Here is a 13,840-nt window from a genome sequence, read left to right on the forward strand (position 1 = left end):
TATTTGACTAGTTAGGTTTAAGTTCCACTGGAATTTATAATCACTAATGTTTGTAATCACTTCGTTTAATATCTTTACCCAATTTATAGAGAGTTCTCTCAACAAATCAGCCAAGAAAAGTATATTTGTGAGATTAATTAAATGCGGGTTCTGGAAGTCTATGCGCTACGTACACAGCCTCACCATCACTCTCACCAGAGAAGTTAACAACTGTACCTGGATTGATTATTACAACGTCTCCTTCTGTTGCTACAAAACTGTTTCCATAATTATCACTTAAGACAAATTTCCCACGGACCACCGTTTTTAGTTCTAAAAAGTCATACTCAAATTCAAAACCTTTGGATGCTTTTTGCATGGAAAAGAATCCTAATGTCACCGCATCATTATTAGTAGTAAGTGGTGCCTCTATAATTTGACTTCTTACTTCAGGAATACCTAATTCTGCATTTAATTCTTTCTTTTCATAAGATCCATCTTTAATTAGTTGTAAACCTGGTTTTTGACTCAAGTAAGTGTAATTGTCCTTTGTTGCAGTACGGCTGCTCATTTTCTTCACTCCATTTATTTTTAATTGTTAAACGTACAACTTTCAATAAATACTTAATAAATAAGGTTTAGAGTGTAAATCACGTAATGATCTTTCTTTTTCTATTACAACATGGAATCTTCAGGTGCGCGATGCGCAGAATAAATAGCTTTTCCATCACTTTCCGCATCAAAGACGACTGTTGTATGAGGTGTGAAAATAAAAACGTCCCCCTCTGTTGCAACATACTTTTTACCTTGATCATCACGAACAACAATCTTTCCTTCAATAACTGTTTTAATTTCCAAAAACTCATAAACGAATTCAAATTCCTCTCCTGGTTGCATATTGAAATAACCAAGTTGAACTTGATTTTCATTTGAACTAACAGGGACATCTATAATCTGACTCTTATTCGTTAATCGTTTTGGCTCATAAGTTCCTGCTTTAATTAATTGTACACCTGGATTTTGGCTTAAATAATTGTATTTTGTTTGTGATGCTGTTTTTTCACTCATCTTATTCACTCCTATATTCTTTAATTTTGTTTACGCTTACATAATTAATATTAGAATTTGTTTATTTTTGGTAATAATCTGTTAATTCATTGCACAATTTACTACTGGTTAAAATAACAATAGAAAGGAGATTTTTATACGGTTGCTTCTTGTTTCATCAAACGCTGTATTGCAGCAGCTGCACCTTTTTTATCCTCTTTATTAGCAATACCTCCACCAACGATAACTAGGTCAGGTTGTGACTTCAATACTTCTGGTAGCGTTTCCAATTTAATGCCACCTGCAATAGCTGTTTTTGCATTCTTTACTACACGCTTAATTGTTTCTAGATCTTTAAAAGAGTTTTTACCTTCTGCCTGTAAGTCATAACCAGTGTGTACACAAATGTAGTCTACACCAAATGCATCCAGCTCTTTTGCTCTTTTCTTAATATCCTTTACCGCAATTAAATCTACAAGGATTTTCTTTCCTTGTTTTTTCGCTTCTTCAACAGCACCTTTGATTGATGCGTCTTCAGCTACCCCTAAAATAGTAACAATATCAGCACCAGCCTCAGATGCTTTCAATACCTCGTACCCTGCTGCATCCATCGTTTTTGTGTCTGCCAGTACTTGTAAATGAGGAAAAGCTTCTTTAATTTCTTTTACAGCTCTTAATCCTTCAATTTTAACAACTGGCGTACCAATTTCTACAATGTCAATATGATCCTGCACCTCTGCAACTATTGCCTTCGCTTCCTCCGTGTTAACTAAATCCAATGCTAATTGTAATTCCATGAATTCTCCTCCTCTTAGGATTATTACTAGATATGGTGTAATGCTTACTATGATTATAGGGTAGAACTTTTAGTAATAAAAGTACGCACTTTAAATTCATATAGTGTATATAAACATACTGTCCCTTTTTAAGACGATATAAGGAGGAGTAAAGCGTATATAAAAATGTACCTATCCTATCTGATGAGATTATTTGATTAGAGATTTATCTATTTTCATGACATTCTCCATATAGTCATTCCCCCACTTATACATAGATTCAAGAATCGGCATCAAGCTCTCTCCTTTTTCCGTTATTGAATATTCTACCTTTGGTGGAACAACTGGGTAAACTTTACGTTGAATAATAAGGTCTTCTTCTAGTTCTCTTAATTGACTAACAAGCATTCGTTGCGTAATTCCTGGGATTAAAGTTTTAAGTTCACCAAATCGCTTGGTTCCATCTTTTCCTAGGTGCCACATGATCAGCATTTTCCATTTACCACCGATAATTGCAAGTGTAAGCTCTTTTCCACAATTAAACGTCCTGTTATTCAGAAGCCTCATTACCTCATCTCCTATTCATTGTAATAGCATAAAAAATAACACTATTTTAAAAATGGTGTTATTTTTAATACTATATAACAAAAAAGTGCGTACTTACAAATGAAAGGTATTGGGATTATAATTATTATTGAAAGAATATATTTATAAATCACATAATTACAACACTAAGATAAAAAGTTAGGAGGAAATTAGATGGACGGTGTAGCTGTTAAACGTAATATTAACTTAGAAGATAATAACCCGAGTATATCAGAGTCATTAGAATTAGATTCTGTAACATTGGTTTTATTTGGATCAACAGGAGATTTAGCCAAAAGGAAAGTATTTCCTGCACTTTATAATTTATTCCTAGATGGGAAAATCCCTGACTCGTTCTCTGTTATAGGCCTGGGTAGAAGAGAGTGGTCGAATAATGTCTTTCAAACACATGTAAAGGAATCACTAACTACTTTTTCTAGACGTCTGCCTACGGATCATTCAAAAATGGAACGATTTATCCAAGCATTTCAATACAGTACTTTAGATGTAAATAATGATAAGGAATATGAAAAATTATTAGAGATGATTCGAAAAAACGAGGAAGAATTAAATATCCCGGAAAATCGTTTGTTTTATTTATCAGTTGCCCCACAACTTTTCGATGCCATTACAATGAACATCAAAAAAAGTGGGTTAAGTTCTACAAAAGGCTGGAAACGTCTAATTATTGAAAAACCGTTTGGAGAAGACTTAAAATCAGCTCAGCAGCTAAATAAGAAACTAAGTGTGGCTTTTGAAGAAGACGAAATTTATCGTATAGACCACTACCTCGGTAAATCTATGATACAAAACCTCGAAGCTCTGAAATTTGCCAATCCTGTTATTAAAGCATTATGGAACAATCAACATATTGCTAATGTACAAATCACCGCTAGTGAAACAGTTGGGATAGAAAACAGGGCGGATTTTTATGAACAATCTGGTGCGATTCGCGATATGGTTCAAAACCACATGTTACAAATGTTAATGATGACTGCTGTACATCTGCCGAAACACAATAGTGTAAAAAGTATCCGTAAAGAGAAAAGAAAGATCATGGAATCTCTTCAAGCATTTCAGATAGAAGAAATAAATTCACATGTAGTCCGTGGTCAATATGATTCTGGAGAAATACTCGGTGAATCCGTCGTCGGATATACGGAAGAGCAGGAGGTAGATGAAACCTCAAAAACGGATACATTTTTTGCCGCACGCGTTCAGATAGAAGACCCTTTTTGGAGTGGCGTTCCATTTTATATCCGTACAGGAAAAAGAATGAAAGAAAAATCTACACGTATTGTGATTGAATTTAAAAAACCATTGAAATGTGCCTATATTGCTCAACGTGAGGAGTTGTCTCCAAATATTTTAATTATAGAAGTCAGTCCTAACGAAGGAGTTTTCTTTCAATTAAATAGTAGAAACCCACTAAAAGGTGGAGAAATCGAACCAATCATTGTAGAATTTTCCACTAGCCAAAAAGAAATACCAGAGGCCTATGAACTGCTATTATTCGATGCTTTGCAAGGTGATCAAACTTTCTTTGCGCATTGGAGTGAACTCGAACTATCTTGGAAATGGATACAACCTATTTTGGAAGCGTTTAAGGAAGATATACTACCTCTACACCTATATCCTTCAGGTTCAACGGGACCGAAGGCTGCTGATCAACTTCTGGAAAAAGATGGATTTACATGGTGGTAGATAACTTACTTCTTTATGTTTTAAATCATAAAGTGAAACTTCATTTTAGACCTAAATAAATAAGACAAACAAATTGAAAGGATTGATCCATGATGAAATTCGGTGTTATCGGTTTAGCAGTAATGGGGAAAAACTTAGCTTTAAATATTGAAAGCAGAGGATACTCTGTAGCGGTATTTAACCGTTCTTATGAGAAAACAGAGGATTTCCTGGCAAATGAAGCACAAGGAAAGAACTTTGTTGGAGCGAAGGCCATTGAAGAGTTTGTAAATTCACTAGAAAGACCACGCCAAATTTTATTGATGGTAAAAGCTGGGGCGGCAACGGATGCGACAATCGAATCTTTACAACCCTACCTAGAAAAAGGCGATATTCTAATCGACGGTGGAAACACATTATTTGAAGATACGATGCGTCGTAATAAAATGCTTGATGAAACAGGTATCCATTTTATTGGAACAGGAGTATCTGGTGGAGAAGAAGGTGCCCTAAATGGCCCATCGATGATGCCTGGTGGACAGAAAGAAGCTTATGAGCTTGTTGCACCTATCTTTGAAGCTATTTCTGCAAAAGTGGATGGCGATCCATGTGTGACATATATCGGACCAAATGGTGCTGGACACTTCGTAAAAATGGTCCACAATGGCATTGAATACGGGGATATGCAGTTAATTGCTGAAGCATACGATATTTTAAAAAATGTGCTCGGCATGGATGCTAACGAGCTGCATGAAGTATTTACGGAGTGGAATAAAGGTGAGCTTGACAGCTATCTCATCGAGATTACTGCAGATATCTTTACGAAAACAGATGACGAAACAGGAAAACCTTTAGTAGATGTCATTATGGATAAAGCAGGCCAAAAAGGAACTGGTAAATGGACCAGTAAAAATGCATTGGATCTCGGCGTTCCACTGCCACTTATAACGGAATCAGTATTTGCCCGCTTCATTTCATCTTTGAAAGACGAGCGTGTGAAAGCAAGCGATGAACTATCTGGTCCAAGCGCGCAAAAACACGAAGGTAATCGTCAAGAATTAATTGAAGCGGTTCGAAAAGCATTGTATATGAGTAAGATTGTTTCTTACGCGCAAGGATTTGCACAAATGCGTGCAGCTTCAGAGGAGAACGGCTGGGATCTTCAATATGGTGAAATTGCGATGATCTGGCGCGGTGGCTGTATTATCCGTGCAAACTTCCTGCAAAAAATTAAAGATGCTTATGATCGTGAACCGCAATTAGCTAACTTAATGCTGGATCCTTATTTTAAAGAGGTTGTGGAGAACTATCAATCTGCATTACGTGAAGTTGTAGCGTTGGCAGTACAAAACGGAATTGCTGCACCAACATTCTCTAGTGCAATTGCTTACTATGACAGCTATCGTACAGCTGATCTGCCAGCAAACTTAATTCAAGCACAACGTGATTACTTTGGTGCACACACGTATGAACGCAAAGACAAAGAAGGTACGTTCCATACAGAGTGGTTTCAAAGAAGATAAATTCCTCTAAGAAGGCAACACACTGTTTTTTAAAATTCATATAAGCCTTTTTCTGTGTGATAATTCATTAAGTTTACAGTATCTATCGTAGAAATAATATGGTAACAGGAGTGAGATGATGAATTGCTTTTCAATCGATTTAGATGGGACCTTATTAAATTCTCAACATGAAATATCCGAGGGAAATAGTATAGCTTTAAGAGAATTACAAAAAAATGGATATGAAGTTATTGTTAATACAGGGCGAGCTTATAAGGATGTAATCAAATTTAAAAGCTTACGGGATATGAATATTCCAATATTTTGTATGAATGGTTCTATTTTATATTCCAAATCAAGAGAGGTTTTCTTTGAAGCTACTATACCCATTTCTGTTTATGAAGTGATATTTTCTGTACTAAAAAAAATTGGAGTAGGAATTCTTGTATACACGAATTACGGAAACTTCCCTTCTTCTTTACCAGATTTGCGTCAAAAAAGTAAAGAAGAACAGGATATTTTGTTTCGCGAATATAATTACGATTCTATTTTGAATAGGGAAAATCTAAAAGTTTATAAACTTATTGCTTTGGTAGACTATAGTCAATTAAAAAAGATCGAAGAGGTAAAAAAAGCCCTAATTTCTATGCTTGATATTTCAATAGCTTCTTCTTTTCCTAATAATTTGGAAATCACTTCAAATGAAGCGCAAAAAGGGAAGGCTCTATTGCGTTATCAGCAAAAAATGAATCTAACCTTTGATAAGATTTATGCTATTGGAGATGGAGATAACGATCTTTCTCAATTTGATGTAGCAACTACTTCAATAGCTATGGGGAATGCCCCTTCTCATATTCAACGAGTAGCAGATTTTGTAACAAAAAACAATGATGAAGATGGGTTTTCCTATGCTGTGGAATACCTTTTGCAATTATCCAGTATGAATTTAAATTATAATCCCTTATAGAAACTTGCTATAACTGAAAATTGAAAAGTTAATTTAAAACAATTGAGACTAACTTTTAAACTTGTACCCTATGGTTGGTATAACGATTGCAGATTAGATATTACTATAATGGAGGAAATGAAAATGAAGAAGATTGCTGTATTAACTAGTGGTGGCGATGCTCCAGGCATGAATACCGCCATTCGAGCGGTTGTTCGTAGAGTCCTTTTCAAAGGGCTGGATGTTTATGGTGTTCAAAATGGTATGAAGGGATTAATACGAGGAGATTTTATTCCCATGGATCTTGGAAGTGTCGGTGATATTATTCATCGAGGCGGAACTATGTTACAAAGTACACGCTGTGAGGAGTTCAAGACAGTTGAAGGACAACAGCAAGCTTTAAATCAATTAAAAGAAAATGATATTGATGGTCTAATCATTATTGGTGGAGACGGTTCCTTTAAGGCTGCCAAGATATTAAATGATCGAGGTTTACCGACAATTGGCATACCTGGAACCATTGATAATGATATTGCTGGAACGGAATATTCGATCGGATTTGATACTGCAGTAAACACAGCGGTTGAAGCCATTGATAAGATTCGTGATACAGCCGTTTCCCATGAACGTACTTACGTTATTGAAGTTATGGGACGCGACGCGGGAGATATTGCCCTGTGGGCCGGGATGTGTACGGGGGCAGAATCAATTATTATCCCTGAGGTTGGTTACGATCCGACGGATGTGATTGATCGAGTTAAACAAGGAGCCAAGCGTGGCAAGATGCATAGTATCATTGTCGTTGCTGAAGGTGTCGGCAAAGGAATCGAAATAGGAGAAATGATTAAACAAGAAACAGAGTATGACACAAAGGTTTCGATTCTCGGGCACCTTCAACGGGGTGGTGCTCCAAGTGCCTTTGACAGAATGATAAGCAGTCAGATGGGGGCAAAAGCTGTAGATTTATTAGTAGAGGGCAAAAAAGGTTTAATGGTAGGATTCAAAAACGGAAAACTCATTCATACGTCTTTTGAAGAGGCATCTGAGGAAAAACATAATATTGATTTATCTATCTACCATTTAGCAAGAAGTCTATCCATATAAAATGAAGAAGCTTGTATGAATGAGGCATATCCCGAGGAGCCGGTTTCCAAGATGAAAAGGAAGTCGGTTCTTTTCTACAAATGGTATTTCGATTTTTATTAATAGTATCCATTTCGACACTATATGTTATTAAAGTGCATACTTATAAGTTCGGATCGTACAGGTTATAATTAATATTGTACAGAAATGACGAAATAAAAAGCATAGGAGGATTCTAATGAGTGAATTAAAAACCAATGTAATTAGTAAACAAGATGTTAAAATGTTGGCCATGGATTTTCTCGATGTAGTGCAGCAAGCTGCTATTGCTTCTTTTCCGTGGAAAGGGAAAGGAGATAAAATCCAAGCAGATGACGCCGGAACAGAAGCGATGCGTAATCGATTAAACCTTATTAACATGAGAGCCTCAATTGTTATTGGTGAAGGTGAGATGGACGAAGCCCCGATGCTTTACATCGGCGAAAGACTCGGGACAGGATCAGGACCTGAAATAGATATTGCAGTTGACCCCGTAGACGGGACTACCGCTCTATCAAAGGGTAAAAATAATTCAATCGCCGTTATTGCCGCTGCTATTGGAGGAAGTTTGCTACACGCTCCAGACATGTATATGAAAAAGTTAGCTGTCGGACCAAATGCAAAAGGTGCGATAAATATTGAAGCATCCTTAACGGAAAATATGTATTCTGTCGCTCGCGCTCTCGGAAAAGACGTAAGGGAATTAACAGTAATGATACAGGATAGACCGCGTCACGATCATTTCATTAAAGAAGTACTCGACATAGGAGCTAGCGTTAAGTTGTTTACGGATGGAGATATTACCAGTGCAATAACTACAGCCATTGAAGGCATTGATGTAGATATCCTTATCGGTACAGGTGGAGCACCAGAGGGCGTAATCGCTGCGACTGCATTAAAATGTCTAGGCGGGGATTTTCAAGGGAAGCTAGCTCCTCAGAATCAAGCGGAAATTGATCGTTGTATAAAAATGGGATTACCTGATCCTGAAAAAGTTTTAACATTAGATGAAATTGTTAAATCAGATCAATGTCTTTTTGTCGCAACAGCAATTTCTGATGAACATATTTTAAAAGGTGTTCAAAAGCAAGAAAATGGTTTAATCAAGACCCAGTCTTTCCTAGCAACTGGAGAAGGAAATCGTAAACTGCAATTCATTGAGTCTTATCATAAACAGTAACTAGAATCTCTCACGTGTTATAAATCGATTCATTATTTTATCAACATAAAAGACCGAATATTATTTTTATAAAATCCATTTAGACTGGTCTGAATATTAGGTAAACAGAGTGTGTTTATTTGATTTACCAGATATCATAACTAATAATATACCGTTAAGATATTTCAATCGATGGTTGGATAGTTATGTTTATAGAGAACAGTCGGTTAGAAGTAAAAGGATGATAAAAATGATTTTTTCTACAATAGGAACTAGCTGGATTACACAAAAATTTATTGAAGCAGCGAATGCATCTGGTAAAGCGTATCTTCATTCTATCTATTCGAGATCGCCCCAAAAAGCACAACAGTTCGCAGAAAATAACGGGGCAATGAAGCGGTTCACAGATATTGATGAAATGCTGCAAGAACCAATTGATTTTATCTATATAGCATCCCCAAACACTTTACATTATGAGCATATACGGAAAAGCATTGCTCAAGGAAAGCATGTGTTTTGTGAGAAGCCATTAGTTTATACTGAACAACAATGGAAAACACTAAAAGAGGAAGCACATAAAAAAGGAGTCTTTCTTTTTGAAGGACTTCGTCATTTATTTACCCCAAATTACTATACACTAAAAGCGGCATTATCAAAAGCAGGGCAAATTAGAAGTGCGATATTACAGTATGTGCAATACTCTTCACGATACGATGAGTTCAAGAAGGGTACAATTCCAAATATCTTTTCAAAAGAGTTTGCCGGTGGAGCATTAATGGATTTGGGTATATATCCGTTAAGTATGGCAATTGATTTATTTGGAGAACCATTTGATATTGCTTACTTCCCAGTCAAGTTATCAAATGGAATAGATGGAAGCGGAACTTTAATTGCTATGTACCCTGATTTTAACGTTACCATTATGTGTTCAAAAATAGCACAGGCCACCATTCCATCAGAAATTCATGGAGAAGATGGTACGTTAACAATCGACCATCTTGCTCCAATCAATACAGTTCATTTTTATGACCGGAAAACAAAGAAAACAGAGATCCTTACAGATTCAAGCACTGAATTGGATATGGTATATGAAGTTGAAAGTTTCGTTAAAATCATTGAAGAAAACGATAAAAGATACCATGATGAATTATTGGAGCGAAGCGGACTTGTAGTTAAATTTTTAGAAATAGCCAGAAAAAAAGAGCGAATATTTTTCACCGATGAAAATTAGCGTAGTTTTAGGAGCCACAAGATAGTTATGAACCTAGATTGCGAGATTGCAAAAACAAGTGTTAATGAAGATTAAAACAGCCTCCTTCTTGATAAATTATAGGAAGGAGACTGTTTTAATTTTTATAATTACTTCAGTTGTATAAACCACACTCGAAAACCATTTGTTATTTTTTATAAAAGAATGATAATGTAATTCTATCAAGTTTATGAATCAAGTGTTCACTTCATATGCTTTTATTTTATTCACACGATTTTCATGTCTTCCATACTCAAAATCTGTGCTTAACCACACTTTCACAATATCGCGAGCTAGTCCTGGACCAATCACTCTTTCTCCCATTGCTAATATATTCGTATCATTATGCTCTCTGGTTACTCTAGCACTAAATGTATCATGTACGAGTGCACAACGGACTCCATTTACTTTATTTGCCGCAATGCTCATTCCAATACCTGTACCGCAAATTAAAATACCGCGGTCCACTTCCCCACTGGATACTTTCCTAGCTACTGGGAATGCGTAGTCTGGATAGTCAACAGAGTTCGTACATTCACACCCTAAATCCTCAAATTCAATATTCATTTCTTCCAATAATAAGATTATCTCTTTACGAATGTTAATACCACCATGATCAGATGCGATTGCAACTTTCATACTCATCCTCCTTCTAAGTCAATATAAATGTAGGTAGTTTCAATAGTTGAAATCTACCTACATTTTTTTGGTCTTAACGACCCCTTTGTTATTCGTTCCGTTTCTTAAAGCAGCTTTTTAAATTGGGAAACTACATTTTCAACAGTAAATCCATACTCTTCAAGTACTTTACCGCCCGGTGCAGATGCCCCAAATGTATCAACGCTCAGTACATCACCTTTTTCGTGAATGTATTTACCCCATCCTAGGGAAGAGCCCATTTCAATTCCAAGACGAACTTTTACCTTGCTAGGCAATACACTCTCTTTATAGGCATCCGATTGTTTTTCAAAACGGTCCCAACTTGGCATACTGACAACTGAAACAAAAACTCCCTCTTCTTCAAGTTTCTTTTGCGCTTCTACGGCTAAAGATACTTCGGATCCAGAAGCTAATAATAAACCAGTAATATCACCTTTTGCTTCCGAAATTACGTATGCCCCTTTACGAACACCCTCATATGCTCTGTTTGAATCAATAAGTGTTGGTAGACCTTGACGCGTCAATACAAGAGCAGTTGGTTCATCTTTACTTTCTAATGCCAATTTCCAGGCTGATAAAGTCTCATTTGCGTCAGCCGGACGGATGGTTGAAATCCCTGGCATTGCACGCAATGCTGCCAAATGCTCAACTGGTTCATGCGTTGGACCATCTTCACCGACAGCTATACTATCATGCGTAAACACATAAGTTACAGGTACTTGCATTAATGCTGATAAACGAATTGCTGGGCGTAAATAGTCAGAGAAAACAAAGAATGTAGCTCCAAATACTTTTAATCCACCATGAAGAGCCATTCCGTTGAGAGCAGTACCCATTCCAAATTCACGAACTCCAAACCAGATATTTCGTCCGGAATAATCTTCAGAACTAAAATCTGCCTCTCCAGCTAAAAATGTATTATTAGAAGAGGATAAATCAGCCGAGCCACCAATTAACTGTGGTACGTTTTTCGCCAAAGCATTTAATGCTTTCCCACTAGAGGCACGGGTAGCTAAAGTATCTTTACCTACTTCAAAAGGAGGTATATCTTTATCCCATCCTTCTGGAAGCTTGCCATCAATGGATTGAGCTAATTCTTTTGCCAATGTTGGATACGCTTTTTGGTATTGTTCAAATAATTCATTCCAGATTTGTTCTTTTTGTTCTCCTGCTTCTTTCAGCTCCGAAAAATGTGCTTTTACTTCATTTGGAATATAAAATGCGTCTTCATATTCCCATCCATAATTTTGTTTTACTAGTTTTATTTCGTCTTTCCCAAGTGGTGCACCATGTGAAGCAGATTTACCACCTTTGTTTGGAGAACCATAACCTATTACTGTCTTCACTTCAATTAATGTTGGTTGGTCTTTGTTTTCTCTCGCTTCTGCTAGCGCCTGTTCAACGGCTTTGATATCATTACCATCTTCCACACGTAAAACTTGCCATCCATACGATTCAAATCGACCAGCGGTATTATCACTAAATGACTTATCAAGATCCCCATCAAGTGAGATATCGTTTGAATCATATAATACAATTAAGCGACCTAGTTTAAGGTGTCCAGCAAATGAAGCGGCTTCTGCTGATACGCCTTCCATTAGATCCCCATCACCACAAAGACTATATGTGTAGTGATCAATAATATTAAAATCCTCTCGATTATAAGTGGAAGCTAAGTGCCTTTCAGCCATTGCCATTCCAACTGCCATACCGATTCCCTGTCCCAGTGGGCCCGTTGTAGCCTCAACACCTGGTGTATGTCCATACTCTGGATGCCCAGGTGTTTTACTCCCCCATTGCCGGAAGTTTTTTAGATCTTCTAATGATAGATCGTAGCCAGTTAAATGTAATAAGCTGTATAATAACATAGACCCATGACCTGCAGACAAAGTGAATCGATCCCGGTTAAACCAATTTGGATTACTTGGATTATGATTCATTAATTTTGTCCAAAGTGTATAAGCCATTGGGGCAGCCCCCATTGGAAGTCCTGGATGTCCAGACCCAACATTTTCAATAGCATCAATTGACAACGTTCTAATCGTATTAATGGAAAGCTGTTCAACGTTTACTTTCTGTTCAATCATAATACGCTCACCTTTTCTTTAATTTTACTAGCTTTATTGGATGATCCGAACTCACGCATTTTACCTTTAACTGTTTCTTTAATCGCTTCACGTGCAGGTCCAAGATATTTACGTGGATCATATAGGTTTGGTTTGCTTTCTAACACTTCACGAACAGCATTTGTCGTAGCTATTTGATTTTCTGTATTAACATTAATCTTTGCTGATCCAAATGAAATAGCCTTTTGAATGTCATCCGTTGGGATACCTGTACCACCATGAAGAACAAGAGGTACACCAGTTAGTTCTAATACTTGAGACATCCGATCAAAATCAAGATTCGGTTTTCCTTTATATGGTCCGTGAACAGATCCCAGTGCAGGAGCAAAACAATCTACACCTGTTTCTCTTACAAGCTGTTCACATTCAGCAGGGATTGCATAGGCTTCTTCCGGATTCGTAATGACACCACTATCTTGAGCGCCTACACGACCAAGTTCCGCTTCTACTGAAATACCGACAGCATGTGCTACTTCAACTACACGTTTGGTGAGCTCAATATTTTCTTCAAGTGGAAGATGAGAACCATCAATCATTACAGACGTAAATCCAGCATGAATTGCTTGCACACATTCTTCCAGGCTTGCCCCATGGTCAAGATGAATAGCAACCGGTACAGTGATGTCTAGTTCTTCGATTAATGCTCGAACCATTTTTCCTATAAATTTAAAACCACTCATATACTTACCTGCTCCTGCAGAAACGCCAAGAATTACAGGAGACTTTTCCTCTTCAGCAGCTTGTAAAATTGCCTGTGTAAATTCAAGATTATTAATATTAAATTGACCTACTGCATACCCATTTTCCTTCGCATCGATTAACATTTCTTTCATTGAAACTAATGCCATAATTATCTCTCCTTTTTATTTATAAAATATATTTAAAGACAATAAACATTTGACCTTTAACGCATAATTAAAAATATGTCATCTAGTTAAAATATTCAGAAATAGAAAGCTGTAAATAGTTACTAATTTATCATGCACTATTCCTAAACAAGACAATA

Annotated in this window: 13 protein-coding genes; 6 read left to right on the plus strand and 7 right to left on the minus strand. The window is 36.7% G+C overall.

All coding sequences use genetic code 11. From position 1 onward, the window contains the following. Positions 1 to 133 precede the first annotated feature (133 nt). From F1560_RS18605 to hxlR, 4 genes are all read right to left on the minus strand, one after another. Positions 134 to 550, minus strand: a complete 417-nt coding sequence (locus F1560_RS18605) for a cupin domain-containing protein (protein ID WP_149476138.1) — start codon at positions 548 to 550, stop codon at positions 134 to 136. 104 nt (positions 551 to 654) lie between these two features. Next, positions 655 to 1,047, minus strand: a complete 393-nt coding sequence (locus tag F1560_RS18610) for a cupin domain-containing protein (RefSeq protein ID WP_149476139.1) — start codon at positions 1,045 to 1,047, stop codon at positions 655 to 657. Positions 1,048 to 1,181: 134 nt separating this feature from the next. Continuing rightward, the gene (gene hxlA / locus F1560_RS18615) at positions 1,182 to 1,823 is read right to left on the minus strand and encodes a 3-hexulose-6-phosphate synthase (protein WP_149476140.1); all 642 of its coding nucleotides are present in this window, start codon (positions 1,821 to 1,823) and stop codon (positions 1,182 to 1,184) included. 189 nt (positions 1,824 to 2,012) lie between these two features. Further along, a complete protein-coding gene (gene hxlR, locus F1560_RS18620) occupies positions 2,013 to 2,369 on the minus strand; it encodes a transcriptional activator HxlR (protein WP_149476141.1) in 357 nt (118 codons plus the stop codon). Between the two features lie 192 nt (positions 2,370 to 2,561). Between hxlR and zwf the strand changes: the two genes are divergently transcribed. From zwf to F1560_RS18650, 6 genes are all read left to right on the plus strand, one after another. Continuing rightward, positions 2,562 to 4,091: a glucose-6-phosphate dehydrogenase gene (zwf, locus tag F1560_RS18625; RefSeq protein ID WP_149476142.1), complete on the plus strand. Its 1,530-nt coding sequence runs from the start codon at positions 2,562 to 2,564 to the stop codon at positions 4,089 to 4,091. 92 nt (positions 4,092 to 4,183) lie between these two features. Next, positions 4,184 to 5,593 carry an NADP-dependent phosphogluconate dehydrogenase gene (gndA, locus tag F1560_RS18630; protein WP_425466048.1) on the plus strand — a complete coding sequence of 470 codons (1,410 nt, stop codon included), beginning with the start codon at positions 4,184 to 4,186 and terminating at the stop codon, positions 5,591 to 5,593. 118 nt (positions 5,594 to 5,711) lie between these two features. Next, complete coding sequence (locus F1560_RS18635; protein ID WP_149476144.1) at positions 5,712 to 6,539, plus strand: HAD family hydrolase; 828 nt, start codon at positions 5,712 to 5,714, stop codon at positions 6,537 to 6,539. 123 nt (positions 6,540 to 6,662) lie between these two features. Further along, a complete protein-coding gene (gene pfkA, locus F1560_RS18640; protein WP_149476145.1) occupies positions 6,663 to 7,622 on the plus strand; it encodes a 6-phosphofructokinase in 960 nt (319 codons plus the stop codon). A gap of 217 nt (positions 7,623 to 7,839) precedes the next feature. Further along, positions 7,840 to 8,820 (plus strand): class II fructose-bisphosphatase, encoded by a 981-nt coding sequence (gene glpX / locus F1560_RS18645; RefSeq protein ID WP_149476146.1) that lies wholly within the window; start codon positions 7,840 to 7,842, stop codon positions 8,818 to 8,820. Between the two features lie 229 nt (positions 8,821 to 9,049). Then, the gene (locus F1560_RS18650; RefSeq protein WP_187773775.1) at positions 9,050 to 10,030 is read left to right on the plus strand and encodes a Gfo/Idh/MocA family protein; all 981 of its coding nucleotides are present in this window, start codon (positions 9,050 to 9,052) and stop codon (positions 10,028 to 10,030) included. A 213-nt stretch (positions 10,031 to 10,243) separates the two neighbouring features. On the opposite strand, the gene rpiB is transcribed toward F1560_RS18650, so the two are convergent. The 3 genes from rpiB to fba form a co-directional block, all read right to left on the minus strand. After that, positions 10,244 to 10,687, minus strand: coding sequence for a ribose 5-phosphate isomerase B (gene rpiB, locus F1560_RS18655; protein ID WP_149476148.1), 444 nt, complete (start codon positions 10,685 to 10,687; stop codon positions 10,244 to 10,246). 104 nt (positions 10,688 to 10,791) lie between these two features. Then, on the minus strand, positions 10,792 to 12,795 hold the full coding sequence (gene tkt, locus F1560_RS18660; protein ID WP_149476149.1) for a transketolase: 2,004 nt from the start codon (positions 12,793 to 12,795) through the stop codon (positions 10,792 to 10,794). Next, on the minus strand, positions 12,792 to 13,682 hold the full coding sequence (gene fba, locus F1560_RS18665; RefSeq protein WP_149476150.1) for a class II fructose-1,6-bisphosphate aldolase: 891 nt from the start codon (positions 13,680 to 13,682) through the stop codon (positions 12,792 to 12,794). Before fba ends, tkt begins: the two co-directional genes overlap by 4 nt. Between the last annotated feature and the right edge of the window lie 158 nt (positions 13,683 to 13,840).

This window comes from Oceanobacillus polygoni (assembly GCF_008304605.1).
Classification (GTDB): domain Bacteria; phylum Bacillota; class Bacilli; order Bacillales; family Amphibacillaceae; genus Oceanobacillus; species Oceanobacillus polygoni.